The organism is Paenibacillus silvestris (genome assembly GCF_009882985.1).
Lineage (GTDB): Bacteria > Bacillota > Bacilli > Paenibacillales > NBRC-103111 > Paenibacillus_E > Paenibacillus_E silvestris.
The window spans coordinates 63,152-82,378 of the sequence record NZ_WTUZ01000040.1 but is presented as its reverse complement, the minus strand read 5'-3'; the positions used below and the strand labels follow the sequence as shown (position 1 = coordinate 82,378).

The following is a 19,227-nucleotide window of genomic DNA, read 5'->3' as shown; positions in this document are numbered from 1 at the left end:
TCTTAATTTTGCGGGAACGGCATCGGATTGATTCAAAATAAGTAGAGAAGGTTAAATTTAAGTAAAAGATACATCTCTGATTAGGATATTTTCCTGATGGATTGATCTAAATTATGCATTGATTAAATGGAAATTCCGTTTTGGAAATGATTGGTCTTTCGTGGTATACCCCCGTAGAATGGTGCGGCAATGCGAACAAGTATACAGATGCAGTTAGTCATAATCATTTTAAATACACACGCTACTAGGGGCATCGTCTAATAAACAGCGAGAAGGAGCGAGTCATGTTAAAGAGATTGGAAGAACTGTTTGGTGTAGATTTGGGCACCTGTAATACGCTTATCTATCAGCAAAAAAAAGGTATTGTTCTGCAAGAGCCGTCCGTAGTCGCCATTCAAACAGATACAGGGGAAATCAAAGCTATTGGCCAAGAAGCCTATGATATGATTGGGAGAACACCTGCTAATGTGGAAGTCATTTATCCTTTAAAAGATGGCGTTATTGCTAATTTTGATATGACTTTAGCGATGCTTAAATATTTTATTGGCAAAATTAGAAAAGGCTACAACTGGTTCCGCAGCTTTCACGTATTGATTTCAGTTCCGTGCGGCATTACCAACGTGCAGAAACGAGCCGTTGAAGAGATGATCGTTCATAAAGGAGCGAGGCGTTCAACAACGGTAGAAGAACCATTAGCGGCAGCAATGGGAGCAGGTCTTCCTGTCGAAGAACCTATCGGCAGCATGGTTCTCGACATTGGCGGTGGGACAAGCCAAGTTGCAATTATCTCATTAGGCGGCATTGTCGTAAGCGAAGCGATTCGTCGTGGAGGCATGTCCATTGACCAGGATATTATTGAATATGTGAAACGTGCCTACAATATGATTATTGGTGAACGTACGGCAGAGGACATCAAGAAGAACGTCGCAACTGTCGTGAAACCTGCCAAGGAAATCACGATGGACATTCGAGGTCGCGACTTGATGGAAGGATTGCCGCGAAGCATTACGATTACTTCATCGGAAATTTATGAAATTTTTGATGATTTTATGATTGCACTTGTGGAGTGCATTCGACTTGCTATGGAGAAATGTCCTCCTGAGCTGGCTGGCGATGTTATGGAGCAGGGGATACTGCTTTGCGGAGGCGGCGCATTGCTCGAAGGATTGGACAAGCGTCTTCAGCAAGAACTAGGCGTTCCTGTGTTTCTTGCTGAACATCCAATGGCATGTATTGCCCAAGGGACAGGGAAAATGCTAAACTTCAATGGGGCGATAATTGAACGATCTGCCAAACTGATCACACAGTCTGACAAGTTGATGACAGAGAAGCAAGAGAGCGTCCAATAAAGGAGGCTTATCCATTGAAGTTTAGAGCGGTATCTGAGCAAACAAAAATGAATTATATGATGTGGAGCATTCGAAGAGAGATTATCAAAGAAAATGCGTATTTGAACTCTTTGCCTTATGATCCCACACCCATTATGGAGATCGTCAAGCAACTCTTGGATGCGTGGGATCCTATCGGGCTTCTAGATATGAACGCTCTTGATGACGAATATGATGGTGAAACACGTACGTTGACGATTTACATAACGAAACACCTGTTAGATTTAGACGCACATAACCTTAACAAAGAGATCAATAAGTTGTTTCGGACATCATTTGGCGAAGAGTATCAAGATCAAGATACGTCGGTTGAAGTTGCAGCGGCAATTGTTCATACTCTTCGAACCAATCAAATTTTAGCGTAATGGTTGAAGCAAGATCGGCACCAGCTTTGGTGCCTTTTTTGCGTTGTGCTGGAACTATTAAAGTTGCATTAACGGGCATTTTATAAGAGAATAGAGCGAAGGTATAGAGAAATGGGGTGTCATCGTGAGCGAAATGCTTAACAAATACTGTGCCAAATTATTTGGCAAAACCGGATTTATTGTTGAAATTGGCGTCATCAAGAAAGTAACGAATCGGACCATCCACGTGGATTGGGGAACGAAGACGTGGATCTATCAGAACAAGGATTTCATATGGATGCCACTTGGTAAAGAAGAATTTGAACAAAAATATAAGAAGCCTAAATTCTCTGAAGCGGCACTAAACCGCGCTGTTGAATTAGGTTTGAAAATAACTTATAACTAACAGGTAGGTTATATACATCGTAATGACTTGAGTTCCTCGAAGGAGCTTCAGGTCATTTTTTCAAAGGATGAGCAAAGGAGATAGAGGGATGAATACGCGAAAAGTTGCAGCAGTCACTGGCGCAGGCCATGGCATTGGACGTGCAATTGCACTTGCTTTTGCCCAAGAAGGATACGGTGTATCCATAGCGGATATTCATGAAGAAGCGGGTTTGGAGACGGTCAAGCTCTTGAACGCCTATACAGAGCATGTCATTTTCACGAAGGTCGATGTTTCAAAGGAAGATGAAGTTAGGCAGTGGATGGCGCGCACAGTCTCTGATTTAGGCGGGATTGATGTGCTTGTTAATAATGCAGGGATTATGCATAATGTTGATGTTCTCGACCTCACGAGCGAACAGTTCATGCGGGTCATCTCGGTGAATTTAGGAGGAGCTTTTCTATGCTCGCAAGCCGCGGCGCGTGTGATGAAGGAGAAGGGGCGAGGCGGCTCCATTATCAATATCTCATCTACGCGGGCTTTCATGTCAGAGCCTAACACAGAGGCTTATTCGGCTTCTAAAGGCGGCATCTCTGCGCTAACGCACGCGATGGCTATAAGCCTAGGGGAATATGGCATTCGGGTTAACGCCATTTCACCGGGATGGATTGAGGTTCGAGATTGGCATTATCCAGCAGTCAAGGATAGCATTGTCCATTCTGAAGTGGATAAAAAACAACATCCAGTTGGCAGAGTCGGCAAACCAGAAGATATTGCCACTGCTTGTTTATATTTAGCTGATGAGAAAGCTGGATTCATTACGGGGCAGAATCTAACCATCGACGGCGGGATGACGGTTAAAATGATATACGCTGAAGAGTAAAGTTACATAGCGAAGATTCAACAGCCCAAGACGTATTGTCTGGGCTGTTGTTTTTTGTGCATTTCCGGATTTTCCTGGAACTACGTTCCGCTATTTCACCAAATCATCTGAAAAACGCGCCCACTGAGAAGACATAAGACCCTCTAGTTCCGCTGCAAGTGGAAACAGCCCGTTTTTCTGGAAATAAAGGACTACAGTTCTCTTAAGTAAGTTGTTAGCGAGATTATGGGGTATGGGAACCATGTATCCTGCTATTTCACAGTCATGTGGATCTAGCAGAGGGGGGTTGTTATTTTTTCTCTATAATCGCAACTGTGCATCGTGAAATACAAATCAGTTGATCGTTCTCATCGGAGATGCGAATTTCCCAAACCATCGTTTTGCGGCCTTTATGAATGGGCGTGGCAACGGCTGTTACGATGCCATCTCTTTTGCTTTTAAGATGATTCGCATTGATTTCAAGTCCAACCGCCGCATAGTTATCTTTGTCGACGATATTAATCTCCGAAGCAATCGAAGCTGCGGTTTCCGCCAATAGAACCGAGGCTCCGCCATGTAAAATGCCAGCAGGCTGATGGGTGCTAGGTCCGACGGGCATTGACATCACAACACGATTGGGCGCCAGTTCAACGAAGTCGATGCCGAGCGATTGAATAGCTGTATGCAAACTTCGTTCTTTCATAAAGGTGATAAATGACTCCTTATCCATCCCATACGACTGATAAATTTGTTCTGCTACAATCATTTGCCATATCCTCCTTCAGAGTTCGTACTCTTTCTAGTATACGTGTCAACATGTTGCCAGTAGAAGGAAAACTTTCTGGAGAAAGGATAACAACTCCTTGATAGGAAATTCTAATTTCAACAACACGAAGGGGTTGGCCGTATGCAGAATGATAATGAGAAGTTGATGGAGTTTCAGGTGACTGAGCAGGTGGAGCAAGCCGAAGCGAAGCATGATTATGAGTTGATTCGAGCGTACGCAGATCAGTTGAATGGAGAAGTTGAAGATAGCGAGGAATAATCGAATCAGCGAATAAAGGAATGCCGCAATCTATGCGGCATTTTTTTTGTAATGGTGGGAGCTGCAATGATGGAAAACATCGTTGTAGACACACAAGCCACGGTAGGAGCATCGCAGCGATGAAAAACATCGTTGGGAGCGAAAAACAATGGTCCGATAAGCCGGTTGCGAAGCTGCAATGATTTTAGCTGTTGACAAAAAGATGCCCGAAGGCGTTATATGGATGTAATTAACAACGCTAGATATAGCTAGAGGGGGCCTTCCATGTTCTACTCGCTAAAAAACCGCTTAATCGTTTTTTTCGTCATCTTATTGTCCGTCTCATTCGGGTTAATGTCGTACTTGTTTTTCACGGAATCGCGATCCATTATACGTTCCTATATCGAATCGTCAGCCTTCGAAAAAATGGACGAGTACGGTTCCTTCGTCAATATGGCACTGGTGCAAATTTATGATGTGTCATCCATTGTGTTTAACAGTTCGATGATAAAAAGCTGGGATAACGCGCTGTCAGATCCTGCTCTGCCAGACGGAGAAAAAATGCTGGCAAACATTAATTTGAGCCAATTTCTAACACAAACCACGAATAATTACTCGATTGTTTCGTCGGTGACGGTGTATAGGCAGGAAGGCATGTGGATCACCGCAGATAACCAGATGATGAACGATTCCTCGTTCAAACAGGAACAGTGGTACGAACATTTTAAAACGAGAGGCATTCAATGGGTTTCTGCACACAAAGACCCAATTGAATTGAATCGTGCCAAAACTTTTGATGTACTTAGTTTATTGCTGCCTATCGGCACTTTTGAGCCCTCACTGTCTAGGAATATGATGAAGATTAATGTTAGCTCTGAATTTTTCTTGGAACCGCTTAATCGGATTCATTTGGGGGAGAAAGGTACGATTTTCCTGCTGGATGGCCAAGGAGATTCGGTGCTAGGACAGAATGAATACAACTCTCACCCCGAGGCTGCCAAGCAGATGGAAGCAATCCGCACTAGTTCGCAGCAAAGCGGTGTTATTTATCTGGAGAATGAAGCTGGCGCTAGGGATATTATGGTTTATAAAAAGTTGAAGTTAAACAATTGGCTGCTCGTTGGCATTGTGCCTGAAGTCGATTTGTACGGGAAATTGTACAAGCTGCGCACAAGTTTATTGATCTTTGGATCCTTGCTGCTTGTAGGAGCAATTGCGGCTGCCATCTGGCTTTCACATGGTATTTCGAAACCGCTCTCACGGTTGGCATCCGGGATGCGTTATGTCCAGATGGGTGATTTTGACGGAGCAGAGAATCGGATTCCAGCAGATGAAAAAGTGCGTAATGAAGTCAGTTATGTCACGACAACGTTTCGAAACATGGTGAGTCGGCTCCGCTACCATATTAAAACTGAATTTGAGCTGAAGCTATTAAAGCAGCAAGCGGAATACAAAGCATTACTGATGCAGATTAACCCGCATTTTTTATTTAATACCTTAGAGTTACTAAGCAGTTTGGCCATGCAGCAACGTACACAGGATACGGTGAGGGTTATTGAAGCTTTGGGGAAAATGATGCGCTTTTCCTTGAAAATCAGCAACGATTTAACTCCGCTTGAAGAAGAACTGAAATATGTTCGCCATTATGCTTCTATTTTACAAATTCGCTTTGCCGATAGATTACAACTCTCGTTAGAGGAAGATGAAGGGCTTCGCCAATGTGTCATTCCTAAGTTCATTTTGCAGCCACTGATTGAAAATGCTGTGAAATATAGCTTTAAGAAACAGGCAGAAGCGAAAGTCATCGTCAGAGTTCGACGTGCTGATCAGCGTCTAATTCTCACTGTTGCTGATAACGGCACTGGAATCACGTTGGACATGTACCAGTTATTGCGCGCAGAATCGTTGACTTCCCATTTTGACCATATATTGCGAACTAGGTCGGAGCAGATTGGTTTGCGCAATGTATTGGCCAGATGCCAGCTTTACTACGGTAATTTGTTTGAATTTGAAATCATTCCGGGCGAATTGGAAGGCACGAGTATTTCACTGATTTTGCCTATTCAAGGAGGGACCTTAGATGTATAGTGTGCTTATTGTCGATGATGAACCGGAAATTCGTCTTGGTTTGAAGCTCAAGGTTGACTGGGAGCGTCTTGGCTTAAATATTACAGGTGAGGCCGGTAATGGAGCGGAAGCTATGGAATGGCTGACACAGCATCCTGTAGATGTGGTCATCACGGATATGAATATGCCTGTCATGAACGGTGTGTCCTTTTTGGAAGCTTGCTACGAGCAATATCCTGCTTTACGGTTGATTGTTATTACCGGTTATGAGGATTTCCATTATGCCAAAGCGGCGATCCGCAATCAGGCAAGGAATTACTTGCTTAAGCCTGTGACACAAGATGAATTGACCGAAACACTGAGCAAAATTGTTCAGGAACTGGACGGTCTAAGGAATGAACGCGACCAACAAGCCATGATGCAGTGGCGGCTTTCGCAATACTACAAGGAAATGAAGGAGCACTTTCTTGTCCATCTTGTCAAAGAAGAAGTGGAACGGGAGTCTCTGCTAAGGGAGAGAGCCAAGTGGTTTCAACTGGATGTATGGGAAAATCGCCAAGTGCGATTCGTTACCGCCGGTTCGATCGAGCGTCAGCCTACGCAGCAGGAGCGTTCGCCGGATAAAATGCGCTTGCCCTTCGAAATGGTATGCAGAGAAGCAGCGGAGAATTCAAATGGGCAGTATCATGTGTTTCGTGATGCGAATTATGCGGGCTTGATGCACTTCGTTACCGCTGCTGAGGATGGGGATCTGAAGGCTTTCGTGCAAAGCCTACGTCATGCGGTGACTGAACATCTAGGATTCGAGCCTGCGATTGGCACGGGGCAGACCGTGACGGGCCTTAGGCAGTGGAAGGATGGCTATTTATCAGCGCTGCTAGCTTGGAATTTAAAAGGCAATCATGCTTCGAACGTTATTCAGCAACAAACGGTAATGGAAGCTGTTCTCTCAGAAGAGACGACTAAGGTGCTGCAGCGTTATGTGACGCGAGGCGATTTGACGGCTTTTGAGCAGGCGATTCACAAAGAGTTGAGTGCGGCTTTCGCTGCCTCGCAGGCCCGATTCGTTAAGCTTATTTTTCAGCTGTATCTGATGTTGGATACGATGGCCTTTACAGGTGGCATTGCCTTAGAAAGCAGCGAACAGCTGTGGCTTCGTCCTGAGCAGGTGTGGGGCTTCGATACGACAGCTAAAGCCCAGCAATTTCTGAATAAATTAGCCGTGAAAATCATGGGCAGACCGGAAAAGGACGCACTGGATGCCGAACATTCGATGATTCAGGCGGCTGAGCAATTTATCCAAGATAATTATATGTATGATCTGAATTTAACGATGTTAGCGGAACGGTTTAATTATAATTCTTCCTATTTTTCCGAGATGTTTAAAGCGAAAGCCGGTAAAACCTTTATTCAATATATGACAGATGTGCGGATGGTGAAGGCCGTGCAGCTGCTGGAGGAAACGATGCTCAGTCTGTGGGACATCGCGGAGCTGACGGGCTTCTCGAATGCGAGTTATTTTAGTTCGAAATTTAAGAAAATGTACGGTATTTCACCGTCCGATTACCGGGTACGTCTAAAAACACCTGAAAAATTTGATAATCAAATACCGAAGAAATAGCATTCAAAGGAGCGCCGCAAATCCGTATGATGATCCTAATGGTGATAGATGGTCACCTGAAACGATCACGAAGGAGGAGGGCGCTCATGTCATCTCTACGTAAAACCGCCCTTTCGCGGCAAAATCGTACCGCCTATTTATTTTTACTGCCTTGGTTAATCGGATTTTTCTGTTTAACGCTAGGGCCGATGTTAGGTTCGCTTTATCTGTCATTCACGAAATTCAATTTATTGAACAGCCCCCGGTGGCTAGGACTGGACAACTATGTGCAAATCTTCAAGGAAGATGACTCCTTTCTGCATTCGATGGGACTTACTTTCCAATATGCCTTATTGTCAGTGCCTCTTCGACTGATTTTCGCCTTACTGGTGGCAATGGCGCTGAATAAAGGAATTCGAGCGCTAGGGGTCTACCGAACCGTTTATTACATCCCATCCCTGCTTGGGGGAAGCGTTGCGATTGCAATCGTGTGGCGTAAAATATTCGACGGAGACGGATTGTTCAACCAATTTTTGAGCTGGTTTGGCATAAAGGGGCCAGCATGGGTGGCACATCCAGACTATATTTTGTCTACGATCATTACGTTATCGGTGTGGCAGTTTGGATCTGCGATGGTTATTTTTCTGGCCGGTCTGAAGCAAGTACCAGCGGATCTCTATGAAGCTTCGCAAGTAGACGGTGCAGGAAAGATCAGACAGTTTTTTCAAATTACGCTGCCACTGTTGTCGCCGGTGATCTTTTTCAACCTCGTCATGAGCATTATTAACTCGTTCCAGGTGTTTACGCCTGGTTATGTTATCGGTGACGGGCGCGGAGGACCTGTTAACTCAACGCTATTTTATACCCTGTATCTGTATTTAAAAGGATTTGCTTTCTTCGATATGGGCTACGCGTCAGCGCTTGCTTGGATCATGCTAGTTGTGATTGGCGTCTTAACGGCTGTTGTGTTCCTGACCTCCAAATATTGGGTATTTTACGGCGATGGCAAGGATGAAAGGGGATGATTCAATGACTGTGAATAGGAACTATGCAAAACTGCTGAAACATTTGTTGATTATCGCTTTTGGCTTGCTGATGTTGTATCCCGTTTTGTGGCTCCTCAGTGCATCCTTTAAGCCGAATCAGCTCATTTTCTCAACTACGAGCCTGTGGCCGTCAACATTTACGTTTGATAATTATATCAACGGCTGGAGAGGTTTGCAGGGCACGACGTTTGGTCGGTTTTTTCTGAATTCCGCACAAATTTCGGTGCTTTCCGTACTTGGGAACGTAATTACCTGCTCTTTTGCAGCTTATGCGTTTGCCCGGCTGGATTTCAGGTTCAAAAAACTTTGGTTCAGTCTCATGCTGGTGACGATTATGCTTCCTTACCATGTCACATTAGTTCCACAGTACATTATTTATAACAAGTTTGAGTGGATTAACACGTACCTACCGCTGATCGTACCCAAGTGGCTGGCACACGATTCCTTCTTCATACTTCTCATGGTGCAGTTCATCCGAGGTATCCCGAAAGAGCTTGACGAGAGTGCAACGATTGACGGCTGCGGACAAGGTCAAATCTATTTTCGGATTATGATGCCGCTGCTGGTTCCAGCGCTAATTACAACTGCTATTTTTACTTTTATCTGGACGTGGGACGACTTCTTTTCACAAATGATTTATTTAAATAACATCAAATTGTTTACGGTTCAACTAGGTATCCGCTCCTTGTTTGATCCTTCCGGGGAATCGGATTGGGGCGCGCTGCTGGCGATGTCTGTGCTTTCCCTGGTACCGATTATGACGATATTCCTTTCTTTCCAGAAATATTTCTTGGAAGGCATTGCGACTACTGGATTGAAATAACCCGAAAAATTAAGTAGTCAACACCCGAAGAAATGACATTCTATGTAAGGTGAAAATGCATTACGATCAGGATATCAACGATCATCACACTATAAGCAGGGGGAATTATCTATGAAAAAACAGTTGATCATGACAACGCTAGCCATGTTGATGGCAGTGACAACGGCTTGTTCTTCAGGTACGGGGACAGGCAGCAACACAAGTACAAATGCGCCAGCAGCAAGTACGGCAACCGGAGCTGCAAAAGCAGAGCCAGTTGAACTGCGGCTTATGTGGTGGGGCGATCAAAAACGTGCCGATCGCACGAATGAAGCGCTTCGCAAGTTCGAAGAGAAAAATCCGAATATCAAAATTGTCGGTGAGTTCGCGCCAAGCTCCGGGTATTTCGATAAACTCAATACGCAGCTCGCTTCTGGCACAGCACCTGATGCGTTTTTCCTCGGTGGGAACGTCGTTGATTACGCCAACAAGAACGTTCTGCTAGAAATGGACCCTTATGTAGGTAAAGAGCTTGACCTCACCGATATGGATAAATCAATGATTCAATATGGGACCTTCAAAGGCAAGCTTCTACATGTCTCTGCTGGAGCGAATGCAAGGGGAATCGTGGTCAATACGGAGATGTTCAAAAAAGCCGGTATCCCAGTTCCGAAAGATGGTTGGACTTGGGAGGAATTTGGCAAAACAAGCAAAGAGATCTCGGATAAGCTTGGTAAAGATGTGTTCGGCACCTACAACTTCACCGTTGATGGTATGGACATATACTTGAAGCAAAGAGGCAAAATGCTTTACGACATGGACAACGCGAAGCTCGGCTTTGAGCAGCAGGACGCGGAAGAGTGGTTCGGATTATGGGATACAATGACCAAAGCTGGAGGCGTTGTTACACCAGCGTTGCAAGTGTCGAATCCTCCTTCGGATACGAGTAAATCACTTGTTGTAACGGGGAAAGTGGCGATGAGCTTGCTTGCATCGAATCAGCTTGGCGCTCATCAAAACTTGATTCCAGATAAGCTGGAACTAGTCCAACTGCCTCGCGGACCGAAAGGAACTGGTGTCGTATTCGAATCCAGCCAAGGCTTGTCCGGTTATGCGAAAACGAAACATCCCAAAGAAGTGGCGATGCTGATGAATTACTGGATTAACGATCCGGATGCAGCGAAAATTCTCGGCAATGACCGTGGCGTTCCAGTTACCTCCAAGATGCGTGAACTGTTGAAGAAGGATGCAAATCCGGTAGATCAAGTCATCTATGATTATACAAGTCGTGTTTCTGCAGCGACGAATAAAGAACCGTTTGCTGTCAGCTATAATCCTCCGGGCAATACGGAGTATACGAAATTAATTGAAACGACCGTACAGGAAATCGGTTTTGGCAAAAAAGATGTGAAAAAAGGTGTAACTGATTTCTACACCGGTACTGTGAAGATTTTCAACAATAACAAATAAGGCATCCGCTTATGGGAGAATACCAGCAGTAACTAAATAGGGTTGGATTCATAAAAACGAGGAACTAAGCGGCCTGTTCTCGCATAGTTTCTCGTTTTTTTCTATCATCAAAGCACAATCAGTCGTCGATTCCCATCGTATCTGTGTTCTGTGATTCAACATATAACAGGAAATTATCCAGCTATTTCAAGTGGAATCTTCACGGATGGAGAATTAACTGGAAAAATTCCATTAATTTTACTCTACTATCGTAGTTTCCGAACACAATTGTCGTATTAACAGGAGAAATTCCAGTTATTTATGTTTTTGCTGCGTTATTCCATTAAATAGCGGTAGTATTTCCATTTATTTCAAATAGAGCTCCCCAAAAAACAAGAAAAGAGGCTGAAACATGAGAGAAGAGTTGCTTGAAAAACTTCGTGGAATCCAAACGGAGCAGAAGATCGGTGAAGTGAAAAAAGCATCTGATGATCAAGTAGTCAAAGAATGGCTGCAGCATGGGGTGAAATTTGCTGCATCCTCCGACAAAATCGAGAATGTCTACTACGAGGCGCTCCGCAAGTTGCTGGACTGCGTTGTGCCAACCCTCGGCGACAAGCCTATTTTACACGAAGGCGGCATCTATTTAGGCTGTTGGCTGGAAAGCACAGGGACTATTAACGCCGAACTGCTCTCGCGGTTCATTCCGTCCGTTTCGCAAACGACGTATGAAATGTTTGCTGACTACCAGCGTGAGGATGGTTTAATACCCTACAAATTGACCGAAAATGGCCCATCGTATAGACAAATCCAGCTGGTGACACCCCTTGCGCGAAGCGTTTGGAATCACTACCAATTGAATGGGAAGGATCAAACATTCTTGCGTAAAATGTACGCGGCCATGCAGCGCTATGATGAGTGGCTTGTCACCTATCGCAATACGCGTGGGACTGACGCTGTGGAAGCGTTCTGTACATTCGATACGGGGCATGACTTGTCGCCGCGTTTCTGGCATGTACCCGATACGCCGCATAGGAATAATCCGCGAGAATACCATCCGGATTCGCCGATTTTACCGTTTATTGCACCGGATTTAACGGCAAATGTCTATTGCCAGCGTCTTTATTTGGCGAAAATGGCGGAAGAGTTAGGGGAAAGCGGTGAGCCTTGGCGGGAAAAGGCTGAAATCAGCTTAAATCGCTTATTTCAATACTGTTTCGATGAAGAGGATCAGTTCTTCTATGATCGAGATAACAATGACGAGCTAGTCCGCATTCAATCAGATGTGCTTTTGCGTGTGCTTGCATGTGAAGTAGGCGATCAGGCATTTTTCGACCAGGCGCTGCGTAAATACTTGCTCAATACGCGTAAGTTTTTCGCCAAATATCCCTTTACCTCCATCGCGATGGATGATCCTCGATTTGATCCTTTTTCATCCTATAACAGCTGGGGAGGGTCATCTAATTTTCTCAGCCTGATCCGTGCACCGCATGCCTTTGAGCATCATGGGCGATTCGTAGAGCTGACGTATGTGCTTTATCCCATCATGGCGGCTTTTCATAAAATGACGCGTTTCGCTCAAGCGCTTAGCCCTTGGACAGGCGAAGAGGGTTTCACACAAACCTATTCACCGGCTATTTTGTGCGTGCTGGATTATGTTGAACGTCTATGCGGGATTATGCCTAGAACGGATAATGAGCTGTGGTTTACGGGGCTGCTTCCATATGCTGTCGATCATGGGGAAACAATTGCTGATGCTACGGCCTATAGCCGTCAAATAGATGGCGTTACCTATGAATTAGTAAATACACTAGAAGATTCTATCGTTTATCAGGATGGGAAAGTCCTGCTTCAGTTTCCGAATGGTCTTAGAGCTGTGACGGATCGAGAAGGAAAGCTGAAGTCTTTGATAGGGATGAGTGCTCGAACGGTTGAAGGCGTTGTTTCTTATCAGGGGCAGGAATGGCGTGTAGCTGTGAGAGGAAATGAACGATTTGATTGGGTTGATGGCATTGAGCTGAAAAAGATTGAGGCAGATAAGGGCGTAATCGCACCGAGCTATCGGTAGTGCTATGTAAATAAGCAAGTATAACCTCTCATCGATTAACAAATAATACCGTTGTTATGAGAAGGAGGGTATACAAGCAATGGTTGGAATGCGAAGCAAGCGGAGCATCGCTCTGTTAGCCGTCCTGTTGGTTATGGTGGCTGGCTCAGGGTGCGGGAAAAAGGAAACGGTCAAAGTCGGGATCGAGCAGAACTTCCGTCCGTTCACGTATATGGAAAACGGGGATAAGAAAGGCTTCGAGGTCGATTTGTGGCAAGCAATTGCGCAAAAAGCAGATATGAAGTATGAACTCGTTCCCATGGAGCATGGAGAATTAATCAAGAGCGTCAAATCCGGTGCGGTAGATCTGGCGATTGCCGGTATGACGGTCAGTAATGCCCGTAAGAATAATTTTGAGTACTCCAGTCCTTATTTTCAAACAGGGCTAGTCGTCTTGACATCTACCGATAATGGTGTCATTAAAGGGAAGGAAGATTTGGCTCAAAAGGTGGTAGCTACAAAGAATGGTTCAACAGCTTTTAACTATGCCGGTGAAATTCAAGGAGCTAAAATACGGAGCTATTCCAATGTTGCGGATGTCTACAACGAATTAAAAAACAATACGGTGGATGCCGCTATTTTCGATGAGCGAAACGCCCATGATTTTCTACAGGACAAAGCGCAAGGGCAAGTGAAAATGGTTGGAGAAACATTCAACAAAGAAAGATACGCCGTTGTCGGGAAGAAACGCAATAAATACATTGGTAAGGTGAACCAAGGCATCGAGTCTATCAGTAAAGATGGAACTTACGAAACGATGTATGCGAAATGGTTTGGCGCTAAGCCGGATAAAATGCCAGATAAAATTAAGAAAGAGATGGAATACGAAATGCAGCACGAAACAGTGAAAGGTCGCTAAATGGCGGCCTTTCTTGCTTTATCATCGCCTACTCATTTGACCTAGACTATACTCCAGGCGCTATGATGTTAGAAAGGAGGCTTACTATGGAGCTTAAACTCTCAATCTCAGAGCTATCTGAGAAGACGGGACTTAGTATAGATACGATTCGGTATTATGAGAAAATTGGGATCCTGCCGTCACCACATCGCAAAGGCAATGGGCAGAGGGAATATACAAGCGGCGACCTTGAACGGTTTATTTTTATTACCCAACTGAAACGCACACAAATGCCATTAAAAGAAATTGACCGATATATTCAGTTCTACATCGATCAAGATTATGAGAGTTGTTATCAGGTTCTTCACACACACAAAGTGGAGATAGAGGAACAAATGGCTGAAATGAGCATGGCTCTTGAGAAAATAAACTATAAATTGACCAATTTTAAGAGCTTGGTATCAGATCGGAATGGGAAACACAATTAATGTTCTAGTTCTAGGTGATATTTTATAAGAGTCAACGTTTGTCCCTTTCCAATTTCCAGTAATCTCATAGTATAAACTGTAAGATTACTATAATTGAATAGGAAGTGACGAACTATGGGTTTTAGTTTCCGAAACGCCACGAATGCTGCACTGTTTATCTCCTTCGGATACTTTAATTTACTCTGTCGACCAACAACCTTTGTCAAAACAGGTTGGTATAGAGTGGACCCTGGGCAAACGAGACTAGTTTGGAGTGGGTTCGTTGGCGGGCAAACGTTTTATTATTACGCTGAAGATGCGTTCGGCCGCCGCTGGGCAGGGCAATTCTTCACACAAGTTCCTTCGACGCCGTATCGATGGTGTTGGAACACAGGCTGCTCTACTTGTAGAACAGTCGGATTTAGAGGTATTCGAATGGGCCTACTAGTTGCCAATTTCACACTCACTTTAACCGCAATTCGTAGTGCGAATAAGGCTATTGGCGCTGTGTCGTTGCCGTCCAAAACGATCTGCTCGATGCGTAAAATTCCAACGGGCAAACCGAGAAAAATGCAAGTGGGCAGACCTCTTCTGGGGGGCCGCACGTCAAATCGTTTGTGGCTGCCCAAGTAATAGTCACCCTTATAAATCCGCCGAATTGGCGGATTTATTGTTTTTTAGAGCCGCAAAAGGATAGTCAATCTTTATCGCGAATAATGCTAATGGAAGAACATAGTAAGTATTTACGCCACAGATTGACGCAAAGGATGTGCTATGTCATGAGAATTACCGTTTTAGGCTGCGGAAGATGGGGATCCTTTTTATCCTGGTATGCCAATAAACAAGGCCATGCTGTTAAGTTATGGGGAAGGGACACTTCCTTTAATTATCAAAAGCTCTTGCAAACGAGAACGAATGATTATTTGCTTTTGCCACAAAATATTCAGTTAACGAATAGTCTGGAAGAAGCCATTGCTTCTGCTGAACTTATCTTTATCGCGATTAGCGCTCAAGAGCTTAGGGGCTTTGCCAAGCAGCTAAATTCACTTGACCTTACTAACAAGACTTTTGTTTTATGTATGAAAGGTCTTGAGATGAATACGGGGGAAAGGCTTACCCGTGTATTTAAGGAAGAAATTCAACAGCCCGTCCATGTTGCTATCTGGGTTGGTCCCGGTCATGTGCAAGACTTTGTACAGGATATTCCGAACTGTATGGTTATTGACTCGGAGGATAATGACGTTATGAAGCGAATCGTCGATGGTTTGGGAAGTGAAACGATCCGTTTTTACTATGGGGAAGATGTACTAGGCAATGAGATTGGGGCCGCCGCGAAAAATGTGATCGGCATTGCAGCAGGCATCCTGGATGGATTAGGCTATACAAGTTTGAAGGGTGCTTTAATGGCTAGAGGAACGAAAGAAATTGCCAGGTTAGTTAAGGCCATGGGCGGCAATGAGTTAACCGTTTATGGACTGGGGCATCTAGGTGATTATGAGGCAACGGTATTTTCGAAGCATAGTCATAATCGGCGGTTTGGGGAAGCTTTTGTTAGGCAGGAACCCTTCGAGAAATTAGCTGAAGGAGCAGCTACTGTGAAAGCTTTACTTCAATTGTCGGCCAAATATGAGGTGGAACTACCCATTTGTCAGGCTGTGAATGATATTGTTTGGGAGACTCAAGATGCGCAGAAGCAGATTAATAAGCTATTTATGAGACCTGTTAAATTTGAGAACCTTTAGGTGATTACATAACTTCGAAAAGTGTCAGCGATATGATCGCTGGCGCTTTTTTTGTGCTGGGATAAAAATACAATTGGATGAAAATACTAAAAAGTAGAGAAGCACTAAGTTGTAACTACTCTTAATGTGGTGTCAACGATAAGGAGGGAGGGTGTTTGGCAGAAGATACAGCAGTTCCAATAAACCCGGTCGTTGAACATAACCTCGAACGAATTAAGCAGGATTTGGGCGGAAGCGATGACTTGGTCATCCGAGAGATCCGTTTCAATGAACAGGCAGAAATTGCAGCTGCCGTCGTGTATATCGATGGTTTGTCGGATACAAAAGCCATTAATCATTATATTTATGACGTGTTAAATCACAAACTAAGCGTTGTCTCACCGTCTGACCATATGGATATAGAATCTCTTGCCAAAGAGCTGCTAGTCGGAGTCGGTTCGATTAACGTTGTTACGGAAATGATGTCTTTGTTAACAAATTTACTTTCTGGTGAAGCTATTATTTTGCTTAGAGACACCAACATCGCTTATCGTGCAGACATTCGTGAATGGAAGGGACGCGAGGTGACGGAGTCGACGAACCAGACGTCCGTGCGTGGTCCAAGGGAAAGCTTCACGGAGACGCTACGCACGAATACGTCGCTGATTCGTCGGAAGATCAAGGACCCTCGGCTATGGCTTGAGACCATCTCGATTGGAGAGATAACCAAAACCGGTGTAAGCATCATGTATATCAATGGTTTAGCCAAATCATCTGTCATTGACATGGTCCGAACGAGACTTAACGCTATCGAAATCGACGGTGTTCTTGACAGCGGCTATATCGAGGAATTGATTGAGGATAATAAATTGTCTTTATTTCCAACCATCTATAATTCTGAACTTCCTGATAACGTAGCTTCGCAGCTGCTGGAGGGGAAAGTCGCGATTCTTGTTGATGGAACGCCTAATCTATTGCTTGTTCCCAGTCAATTCGTTACTTTTTTTCAATCGCCGGAGGACTATTACCAGCGTGCCGTGTATGCGAGTTTATTGAGACTATTGCGATTTGGGAGTGTATTCATTTCGCTCTTGCTGCCATCCTTATATATTGCTATAACAACCTTCCATCGGGACATGTTACCTGCTTCGCTGCTGATTGGTTTGGCTGCGCAGAGAGAAGGGGTACCCTTGCCCGCCTTTGTCGAGGCGCTAGTTATGGAGGTTACCTTCGAAATATTGCGTGAAGCCGGTCTCAGAATGCCTCGTGCGATTGGTCAAGCTGTCTCGGTTGTAGGTACGCTCGTAATTGGTCAAGCAGCCGTGGAGGCAGGAATTGTTTCTGCAGCGATGGTTATTGTTGTATCCGTAACAGCAATTTCCACTTTTACCTTGCCGGCGTACAGCATGTCAATTCCAATACGTATTCTACGCTTTGTGTTTATGGGTTTAGCAGCTAGCTTCGGGTTGTTCGGGATTATTATGGGGGTATTTGTGCTTATGCTGCACTTGTGCTCTTTGCGCTCTTTCGGTGAGCCCTATATGTCGCCATTTTCACCCTACAACAAAACAGATTTAGAGGATACTCTTGTACGCTTGCCGAGATGGCTGATGTTCAAAAGGCCTGAAACTTCACAGAATAATGGCAGTATCAGGGTTCGCAAGCGTTAGGAAGGAGCGCTGTCGTCATGAGGTACAAACTGTCTATTATTATACTTTGCTTGCTGATGTTAACCGGCTGTTGGAGCAGGCGGGAACTGAATGAGCTGCTTATCGTTCTTGGTGTCGGAATTGACTGGGAGGACGGTGAGTATTTGATCTCGTTCCAAGTTGTTAACCCCAGCGAAATTTCGGCTCAGAAAAAACGGGGAGATCGTCCGCCAAGTACGCTTTTTCAGGGTCGAGGCAAAACGATGTTCGAGGCTGCAAGGTCTCTGACAGCTGAGGCTCCGCGTAAAGTATACATGGGACATCTGCAACTCTATGTGATTAGTGAGACTCTGGCTAGAAGAGGAATTAAAGACTTTATGGATAACTCGTTTCGAGACAATGAACTACGGATGGACTTCAATATTGTTATAGCTAGAGGCACCAAAGCGGAGAACATCCTAAAACTTTATACACCACTCGAGAAACTTTCCAGTCAAAGCATGCAACAATCTTTGCAAACTTCCCAAAAGAATTGGGCGCCAACCGCAGCAATTACGTTAGATGAAGTTCTTAATAAGCTATCTAATCCCGGTTTTGAGCTTGCGCTTACAGGCATCAAAATAATTGGTGACCCTCAGGTGGGGGAATCGAAGCAGAATGTAGAATCCTTTCTACCGCCAAGCCGTTTCCGATATACGGGTATTGCAGCCTTTAAGGGAGATCAGTTGGTAGGATGGTTGAATCAACAGGAAAGCAAGGGATACACGGATATTACGGATAATCTGGATAGTACCTCCATAGAAGTTGCGTGTGGAGAGAACAAGTATATGGGCATTGAAGTCACTTCCTCAGATGCCAAACTGAAAACGAACGTACAGAATGGACTACCCGAAGTTAATGTCCAAGTTAGGGTGGAAGCGAATATCGTCGACAGGCCTTGTAGTGATGTGGACTTGACAGACCCAGCTACCATTCGGCATTTGGAGCAAGAGACCAGGAAAATTGTTCAATCCAACATGGAAGCCACCGTCGCTCGAGCCAAACAAATAAAGTCGGATATCATAGGGTTCGGGAACCAAATAGGGAAGGAGCATCCCGACTATTGGGAACAAGTCAAAGACGATTGGAATGACGTAACGTTTCCCAGGACCAAAGTGCAATATGAGATTCAAATCTTTATTCGGAAAACGGGAACAACGGGGAATTCAACAATGAAATAGCCAATGCGTGGAAAGGACGAGGTGCAAGCATGTCCTCTTTTTTTGCTGTACTAGCTTTAGCGGCGGGAACCTTCTGGCTCGAAGCTCCAGGGCTTATCCGGCGAAAACATAAACGCGAGCTGCTTATTTTCATAATCTTCCTGCTCATGGCAACAGCGCTCTACGGAGCTATGACGTTAAAAGTAAACCTTCCGAATCCATTTTACATCTTAAAACTGCTGTTTCAGTGGCTAGACTAGCAATTAACCTGTATTAGCA

At 44.6% G+C, this 19,227-nt stretch carries 19 protein-coding genes; 18 read left to right on the top strand and 1 reads right to left on the bottom strand.

What is annotated here, in order from left to right; genetic code table 11:
* Positions 1-284 precede the first annotated feature (284 nt).
* The 4 genes from mreB (at position 285) to GQF01_RS32420 (ending at position 3,000) form a co-directional block, all read left to right on the top strand.
* Entirely contained in the window at positions 285-1,349 is a 1,065-nt protein-coding gene (gene mreB / locus GQF01_RS32435) for a rod shape-determining protein (protein ID WP_161411237.1), read from the top strand.
* A 14-nt stretch (positions 1,350-1,363) separates the two neighbouring features.
* Positions 1,364-1,753 (top strand): hypothetical protein, encoded by a 390-nt coding sequence (locus tag GQF01_RS32430; RefSeq protein ID WP_161411236.1) that lies wholly within the window; start codon positions 1,364-1,366, stop codon positions 1,751-1,753.
* Between the two features lie 124 nt (positions 1,754-1,877).
* Positions 1,878-2,138 carry a hypothetical protein gene (locus GQF01_RS32425; protein ID WP_161411234.1) on the top strand — a complete coding sequence of 87 codons (261 nt, stop codon included), beginning with the start codon at positions 1,878-1,880 and terminating at the stop codon, positions 2,136-2,138.
* A gap of 88 nt (positions 2,139-2,226) precedes the next feature.
* Positions 2,227-3,000 carry a glucose 1-dehydrogenase gene (locus GQF01_RS32420; protein WP_161411232.1) on the top strand — a complete coding sequence of 258 codons (774 nt, stop codon included), beginning with the start codon at positions 2,227-2,229 and terminating at the stop codon, positions 2,998-3,000.
* Between the two features lie 289 nt (positions 3,001-3,289).
* On the opposite strand, the gene GQF01_RS32415 is transcribed toward GQF01_RS32420, so the two are convergent.
* Complete coding sequence (locus GQF01_RS32415; protein WP_161412079.1) at positions 3,290-3,682, bottom strand: PaaI family thioesterase; 393 nt, start codon at positions 3,680-3,682, stop codon at positions 3,290-3,292.
* A 204-nt stretch (positions 3,683-3,886) separates the two neighbouring features.
* Here GQF01_RS32415 and GQF01_RS32410 point away from each other — a divergent pair, with 204 nt between their 5' ends.
* From GQF01_RS32410 to GQF01_RS32345, 14 genes are all read left to right on the top strand, one after another.
* On the top strand, positions 3,887-4,024 hold the full coding sequence (locus tag GQF01_RS32410) for a hypothetical protein (RefSeq protein WP_161411230.1): 138 nt from the start codon (positions 3,887-3,889) through the stop codon (positions 4,022-4,024).
* Between the two features lie 264 nt (positions 4,025-4,288).
* Positions 4,289-6,091 carry a sensor histidine kinase gene (locus GQF01_RS32405; protein ID WP_161411229.1) on the top strand — a complete coding sequence of 601 codons (1,803 nt, stop codon included), beginning with the start codon at positions 4,289-4,291 and terminating at the stop codon, positions 6,089-6,091.
* The gene (locus GQF01_RS32400; protein WP_161411227.1) at positions 6,084-7,691 is read left to right on the top strand and encodes a response regulator transcription factor; all 1,608 of its coding nucleotides are present in this window, start codon (positions 6,084-6,086) and stop codon (positions 7,689-7,691) included. The genes GQF01_RS32405 and GQF01_RS32400 overlap by 8 nt, the downstream gene beginning before the upstream one ends.
* Positions 7,692-7,777: 86 nt before the next feature.
* A complete protein-coding gene (locus GQF01_RS32395; RefSeq protein ID WP_161411226.1) occupies positions 7,778-8,695 on the top strand; it encodes a carbohydrate ABC transporter permease in 918 nt (305 codons plus the stop codon).
* A 4-nt stretch (positions 8,696-8,699) separates the two neighbouring features.
* Complete coding sequence (locus tag GQF01_RS32390; protein WP_161411225.1) at positions 8,700-9,539, top strand: carbohydrate ABC transporter permease; 840 nt, start codon at positions 8,700-8,702, stop codon at positions 9,537-9,539.
* 111 nt (positions 9,540-9,650) lie between these two features.
* Positions 9,651-10,988 carry an ABC transporter substrate-binding protein gene (locus tag GQF01_RS32385; RefSeq protein WP_161411224.1) on the top strand — a complete coding sequence of 446 codons (1,338 nt, stop codon included), beginning with the start codon at positions 9,651-9,653 and terminating at the stop codon, positions 10,986-10,988.
* A gap of 391 nt (positions 10,989-11,379) precedes the next feature.
* Positions 11,380-13,035, top strand: coding sequence for an MGH1-like glycoside hydrolase domain-containing protein (locus tag GQF01_RS32380; RefSeq protein WP_161411223.1), 1,656 nt, complete (start codon positions 11,380-11,382; stop codon positions 13,033-13,035).
* A gap of 79 nt (positions 13,036-13,114) precedes the next feature.
* The gene (locus GQF01_RS32375) at positions 13,115-13,933 is read left to right on the top strand and encodes a transporter substrate-binding domain-containing protein (protein WP_161411222.1); all 819 of its coding nucleotides are present in this window, start codon (positions 13,115-13,117) and stop codon (positions 13,931-13,933) included.
* Between the two features lie 86 nt (positions 13,934-14,019).
* Positions 14,020-14,400, top strand: coding sequence for a MerR family transcriptional regulator (locus tag GQF01_RS32370; protein WP_161411221.1), 381 nt, complete (start codon positions 14,020-14,022; stop codon positions 14,398-14,400).
* Positions 14,401-14,514: 114 nt separating this feature from the next.
* Positions 14,515-15,012, top strand: a complete 498-nt coding sequence (locus GQF01_RS32365; protein ID WP_161411220.1) for a DUF1036 domain-containing protein — start codon at positions 14,515-14,517, stop codon at positions 15,010-15,012.
* 146 nt (positions 15,013-15,158) lie between these two features.
* Positions 15,159-16,121, top strand: a complete 963-nt coding sequence (locus GQF01_RS32360; RefSeq protein WP_161411219.1) for an NAD(P)H-dependent glycerol-3-phosphate dehydrogenase — start codon at positions 15,159-15,161, stop codon at positions 16,119-16,121.
* A gap of 155 nt (positions 16,122-16,276) precedes the next feature.
* Positions 16,277-17,770, top strand: coding sequence for a spore germination protein (locus tag GQF01_RS32355; protein ID WP_161411218.1), 1,494 nt, complete (start codon positions 16,277-16,279; stop codon positions 17,768-17,770).
* A 17-nt stretch (positions 17,771-17,787) separates the two neighbouring features.
* Positions 17,788-18,969, top strand: a complete 1,182-nt coding sequence (locus GQF01_RS32350; RefSeq protein ID WP_161411217.1) for a Ger(x)C family spore germination protein — start codon at positions 17,788-17,790, stop codon at positions 18,967-18,969.
* A 29-nt stretch (positions 18,970-18,998) separates the two neighbouring features.
* Positions 18,999-19,208 carry a hypothetical protein gene (locus GQF01_RS32345; protein ID WP_161411216.1) on the top strand — a complete coding sequence of 70 codons (210 nt, stop codon included), beginning with the start codon at positions 18,999-19,001 and terminating at the stop codon, positions 19,206-19,208.
* Positions 19,209-19,227 lie beyond the last annotated feature (19 nt).